Origin of the sequence: Plesiomonas sp., assembly GCF_051650925.1 — a bacterium.
GTDB lineage: Bacteria > Pseudomonadota > Gammaproteobacteria > Enterobacterales > CAMTGL01 > Plesiomonas.
On record NZ_JBOFRH010000326.1, the window covers coordinates 1 to 5,727 of the forward strand.

Annotated in this window: 4 protein-coding genes and 1 pseudogene; 2 read left to right on the forward strand and 3 right to left on the reverse strand. The window is 52.2% G+C overall.

Going from position 1 to position 5,727, the window contains the following annotated elements; all coding sequences use genetic code 11:
* The 3 genes and pseudogenes from ACRC27_RS07635 to priA all read right to left on the reverse strand — a co-directional run.
* Positions 1–317, reverse strand: a pseudogene (locus ACRC27_RS07635) (cell division protein FtsN); the annotation flags it as partial.
* A gap of 308 nt (positions 318–625) precedes the next feature.
* Positions 626–1,630: a DNA-binding transcriptional regulator CytR gene (cytR, locus tag ACRC27_RS07640; RefSeq protein ID WP_438623862.1), complete on the reverse strand. Its 1,005-nt coding sequence runs from the start codon at positions 1,628–1,630 to the stop codon at positions 626–628.
* Positions 1,631–1,827: 197 nt separating this feature from the next.
* Positions 1,828–4,041 carry a primosomal protein N' gene (gene priA / locus ACRC27_RS07645; RefSeq protein ID WP_438639571.1) on the reverse strand — a complete coding sequence of 738 codons (2,214 nt, stop codon included), beginning with the start codon at positions 4,039–4,041 and terminating at the stop codon, positions 1,828–1,830.
* Between the two features lie 250 nt (positions 4,042–4,291).
* On the opposite strand from priA, the gene rpmE reads away from it, so the two are divergent.
* Together rpmE and ACRC27_RS07655 are read left to right on the forward strand one after the other, a co-directional pair.
* Positions 4,292–4,504, forward strand: coding sequence for a 50S ribosomal protein L31 (rpmE, locus tag ACRC27_RS07650; RefSeq protein ID WP_438623860.1), 213 nt, complete (start codon positions 4,292–4,294; stop codon positions 4,502–4,504).
* A gap of 222 nt (positions 4,505–4,726) precedes the next feature.
* Positions 4,727–5,727 (forward strand): malic enzyme-like NAD(P)-binding protein (locus tag ACRC27_RS07655; protein ID WP_438639572.1); only part of this gene is annotated, 1,001 nt, incomplete at its 3' end.

The window sequence follows — 5,727 nt, forward strand, 5'->3', positions numbered from 1 at the left end:
GTGCGATCTTGCATTGGGTTATGCGGATCACTGATCACCACCTCTTTATTTTCCAGCTCTTTAATATAGCTCCAGCGCTCTTCGGGTTTTACCGGTAGGCCGTTTTTATGCTTAATTTGCTGTTGCAGGTTGAGTGCCGCATCGGTATCACGATTTTTGACGTAATAGACTCCCCCCGCAATACCGGCGACCAGTGCAGCGGCAAGGCCGATAGCCATAATGGGCAACGGTCGAGGCGTTTTTTTTGTGTTCCGGCGCGCTTTTGCTTTTGCCGCCGCCGCGCGTTTGCCGCGGGATACATAGTCTCGTTGTGTCACAATGAGTATCGAGTCTGGCTATTTAACGGAATAGGATAAACATCCTACTGAACTGAAGCAGATTTGACCAGTTGTGGATGCTAAAAGGGGGTCATTTATCAATCAAATTATGCATTAAAATCAATCATCTCAGGCTTTTCTTGTCCATAGTGGCTGTTATTGCTGATTATTAGCCCGCATATTGCTTGTATTTTCCCCGTTCTTGTCAGGCCAAAATATCAATGCAGGGCTGAATTTGACCGACGCAGGCGCCGGCCAATAACACATTACAGTTTGGCCAGATGCGGCCAAACTCAACAGGGCACAGACTAGCGGCGCGGTGGCGCGGTACTGGCACGTACGACCAGTTTTGCATCAAGCAACCGTGAGCTGGTACCGATATCTTTGCCTCTGAGCATATCAAGCAGCAATTCCATTGACTGGCGGCCAATTTCATAACGAGGCTGGGATACCGTGGTCAGTGGCGGATCGCAATACTCTGAGAACTTGATATCGTCAAAACCAATGATCGATAAGTCTTGTGGTACACGAAAACCGAGCTTCTTCGCCTGTTGTAGTGCACCAATCGCCATCACATCACTGTGGCAAAAAATGGCAGTCGGGGGCGAAGGCTGTGCCATCAGTTGTGAAACGGCTTGTGCACCGGCATCAAAACTGAAGTTACCGTAGGTCATGTAACGGTCTTCCACCGCAATTCCGACACGGCGCATCGCCTGAATATAGCCCTGAGTTCGGTAGCTGCACAGCGGCATGCTGCTTGGCCCTGCAACGCAGGCAATGCGCTTGTGGCCGAGTTGAGTCAGGTAGTGTACGGCATCAAACGCGGCGGTCAGGTTATCGATGTGTACGGTTGGCAATTCAAGTTCGGGTGAGAACTCGTTGGCCATGACCATCGGTGGCAGGTTTTTCTGTTCCGGTTTGCTGATATCAAACGGCAGATTTGAGCTAAGCAGCAGCATACCGTCGGCCTGTTTGGTGAAAACCAGATTCACAAACGAGCGTTCACGGGCATTTTGCTGTGCGCAATCACCGAGCAGCACCAGATAGCCTTGTGCGGTTGCTGCCTCTTCGATCCCACGGATCACATCCGCAAAAAAGGGATCACTGATGTCGGGCACGATCACGACGATGGTTTTTGATTCATTTCTGCGCAGATTGCGGGCGAGCGAGTTTGGAGAGTAGCCAACCTCGACCACGGCTTTTTCGACACGTTGGCGGGTGGCTGTTGAAACCTTATCCGGGTTCATCAGCGCACGGGATACCGTGGCAGTCGATACGCCTGCAAGCTGGGCAACGTCCTTCATTGTTGCCATATACGATTCTCCTACATTTCTGAGGGTTGTGTTCTCCCTGTCAGCAACAGGCTGCTAAATCCGCAGCCAAACGAAAATGCTGCCGAACGCCAATATTGTAAACAGCTGTGACAGTAGGAAGAATGCGTTTCATTGCGGAAATTACATTCTTTTCGTGATGCAGTTCGCTTTTTGAGCGCAAAGATCGATGTGGCACGTTAAATCATATCGATAGGATCGACATCAAGTGTCCATTTTACTTTGCGCGAGAGCGGTAACATTTCGCAGGCGGGCCGTGCCAACGTCAGAATATTTTGCAGCACTTTTCGTGAGGGGTGCTGGATAAGGAGTTGCCAGCGGTAGCGTCCGGCACGTTTGCTTTGCAGCGAGGGTGCAGGGCCGAGCAGCCATAAATCGTCGGTTTTCAGCGGGCTGGCATCTAAAACAGTGCGGATTTGGGTCAGTAACTGGCAGGCTGGGTCTCCCTGATGATCTTCAGCTCGAATCAGCACATGGTAGGTAAACGGTGGCAGCCATGCGGCCTGTCGCTCTCGCAGTGCTTGATCGGCGAAGGCCGGATAACCCTGTGTCAGCAGTGTCTGCAATAGTGGGTGTTCGGGTTGGTGGGTTTGCAGCAACACCTCCCCCTGTTTTCCGGCCCGCCCAGCGCGCCCGGCTACCTGAGTGTAAAGTTGGGCAAAGCGTTCGGCAGCGCGAAAATCAGCCGAGAACAGTGCACCATCAACATCGAGCAGTGCTACTAAGGTTACGTTGGGGAAGTGGTGGCCTTTGGCCAGCATCTGGGTGCCGATTAAAATCTGGCTGCGCCCCTGCTGTATATCCTCTAAATGCTGTTCAAGTGAGCCTTTTCTGCGGGTGCTGTCGCGGTCAATGCGGGTGATGCTAAATTCTGGCATCAGCTCACCGAGCGTGTGTTCTAGCTGTTCTGTACCTACACCCACCGGTATCAGCTGGGTTGAGCCACATTGTGGGCATTGCGGCGGTACGGGGTACTGATTATCGCAATGGTGACAGCGCAGATCGCGACTGAACTGATGAAAGGTATAGGGGCGTTCGCAGCGGGGGCAGTGGGCAACCCAGCCGCACTCATGGCATAAAAGAGCAGGTGAAAAACCGCGCCGGTTTAAAAAGAGCATCACCTGATTACCTTGTTGCAGATGCTGGCGCATACGCACCAGTAGCTCTGCTGACAAGCCCGCTTGTACCGGCTGGCCTTTCATATCCAGCACATATTGCTTCGGCGGTTTAGCGTTGCCGGCCCGTACGGTCAAGTGCAGGTGGTGGTATTTTCCCTGCTGACAGTTGTGCAAACTTTCCAGCGCGGGGGTGGCCGAGCCCAGTACCACGGGGATCTGCTCTTCATAACCGCGCATCACCGCCAGATCACGCGCATGGTAGCGCCAGCCCTCTTGCTGTTTGTATGAGCTGTCGTGTTCCTCATCAATCACCAGCACACCAGGGCGCGCCAGCGGGGTGAACAGGGCTGAACGGGTCCCAATGATAATGGCACTTTCACCGGTGCGCGCACGTCGCCATACCGCCAGCCGTTGGTTATCGTTGAGTGCGGAGTGCAGCACATCTACCGGTACATTAAAACGTTCACGAAAACGGGCGATGGTTTGCGGTGTTAGGCCAATTTCGGGAACTAGCACTAGAGCCTGCTTACCTTGTGCTAGCGCTTGTTCTATCACGCTCAGATAGACTTCAGTTTTACCTGAACCTGTTACCCCCTCAAGTAACCAGACGGCAAAATCACTGCGGCTGTTGATTGCAGCCACGGCGGTGGCTTGCTCGGTATTTAAGCGTGGGCGGTGCTCGCTGGCACGGTAGGTAGGCCGCCAGTCGTGGCGCGATGGGGTTTTTAGTTGAACATCTATCAGCCCTTTTTGCCGCAGTGTATTAAAAGCGCTGTCACTGCAGCCCTGTTCTTGCAGTGCGGTTTTATCGAGCGGCCCGTTACGCAGTGCCTGAATGATTTGCCACTGCTTAGGCGCGCGTTTGAACTGGGTTTGCAGGCTGATTTTACCCTGTTCGGTCAGTTGCCAGTACTGCTCGGCCGCCTGCTCGGTGCTGTGGCCTTGACGCAGTAATACTGGCATGGCTTGAGTCAGCACATCGCCGAGCGGATGCTGATAATAGGCGGCTGCCCAGTGCAATAAACGCCAGATCGGTGGTGACCAGAGAGGATCGTGATCAAGCAGCGCGATGATCGCTTTGCATTGATCATGCGGGATCTCGGCGCTGTCGGTTAGGCTCTCTATCACCCCGATTAACTCGCGCCGCCCGAACGGCACTTTAACCCGCATACCCGGCAGTACCGGTTGACCGGCTATCTGCGCGGCAGGCAGCAAATAATCAAACAGGCGTGGCAGGGGAACGGGCAGGGCAATTCGGGCTACAGATTCAGTCATTTGGGCAAGCGGCTCATTGGGTCAGAGAATACAGTGTAAGGGGAAGCCGAGAGTAGATCGATCCTTTGTATCAAAAAGGGTATGATTAGTGGTGAAAAAGGCGGCAGCCTGCTTGAAAGGTGGGGATGAATGCCGTATTATTTTGCGCCTTATAACTGTGTTATTAATCCTCGTGTGGTGTTTGGCAAATTACCGTGTAAATCAGGGTAGGATTGACCAGATAGCGACACGGCCTTTACTGAGGTTTCCCATGAAGCAAGGTATCCACCCAGAATACAAAGAAATTACTGCAAACTGTTCTTGCGGTAACATCATCAAAATCGGTTCTACCGGCCACGACGTAAACCTAGACGTGTGCGGTAACTGCCACCCGTTCTATACTGGTAAGCAACGTGAAGTTTCTACCGGCGGCCGTGTTGACCGTTTCAACAAGCGTTTCGGCGCACTGTCTGCGAAGAAGTAATTCTTCTTACTCCAGCAGTATCGCGAAAGCAGAAAAAAGCACCTTTGGGTGCTTTTTTTATGCCTACGATATTGCTCTGCAATACCCCCCATCCCATAGTGATTTATATTCTTGCTGACACGTTTTTTCAGATGTATCGGCTGGGAATCCCCCCTTATATTGCTTATCATCAGCGCCGGTTACGTGCAGTAACACAAAAACTAATAACGATAGGAATGTCTGATGTCTGCCGATTTTCGCCAACAAGCTCTTGATTACCACGCTTACCCGATCCCGGGAAAAATTGCCATTGCCCTGACCAAACCTGCTGATACAGCGCACGATCTGGCACTGGCCTACAGCCCCGGTGTGGCAGAGCCGGTGCGTGAAATCGCGCGTGATCCGGAAAATGCTTACCGTTATACCGGCAAGGGTAATCTGGTTGCGGTGATTTCAAACGGCACGGCAATTTTGGGTTTGGGCAATTTAGGCCCGTTGGCCTCTAAGCCAGTTATGGAAGGTAAGGCGCTGTTATTCAAACGTTTTGCAGGTATTGATGCGGTTGATATTGAGGTGACTCACGATACCGTTGAGCAGTTTATTGATACGGTCGCCAATATTGCTGACTCGTTTGGTGGCATTAACTTAGAAGATATCAAAGCCCCTGAATGTTTTGAGATTGAGCAGCGTTTGATTGAACGCTGCCATATTCCAGTTTTCCATGATGATCAGCATGGTACGGCGATTGTTACGGCGGCCGGTGTGCTTAATGCGCTGGAGATTCAGGGCAAAACGTTGCCGAAGGCCAAAGTGGTCTGTTTGGGTGCAGGCGCGGCAGCGACAGCTTGTATGAATATGCTGATCAAGTGCGGTGCGGCGCGTGAAAATATCTATATGCTTGATCGTAAGGGTGTGATCCATGCCGATCGCAGTGATCTAAACGAATTTAAGGCGCTGTTTGCCAATAAAACCGACAAACGTACATTAGAAGATGCGATGACCGGTGCTGATGTCTTTATCGGTGTTTCCGGCCCTGATCTGTTGCCTGCCGAAGCGCTGGCGCTGATGGCGAAAAATCCGGTGGTGTTTGCTTGTGCTAACCCTGATCCGGAGATCAAACCGGCACTGGCCTTTGCCACCCGTAGCGATCTGATTATGGCGACGGGTCGCTCTGACTACCCGAACCAGATTAACAATGTACTCTGCTTCCCATTTTTGTTCCGTGGTGCGCTTGATGTGCGTGC

Bases quoted from the DNA above. Each gene is read 5' to 3' on its own strand.
- cytR (WP_438623862.1), bottom strand. From the start codon at position 1,630: ATGGCAACAATGAAGGACGTTGCCCAGCTTGCAGGCGTATCGACTGCC.
- priA (WP_438639571.1), bottom strand. From the start codon at position 4,041: ATGACTGAATCTGTAGCCCGAATTGCCCTGCCCGTTCCCCTGCCACGC.
- rpmE (WP_438623860.1), top strand. From the start codon at position 4,292: ATGAAGCAAGGTATCCACCCAGAATACAAAGAAATTACTGCAAACTGT.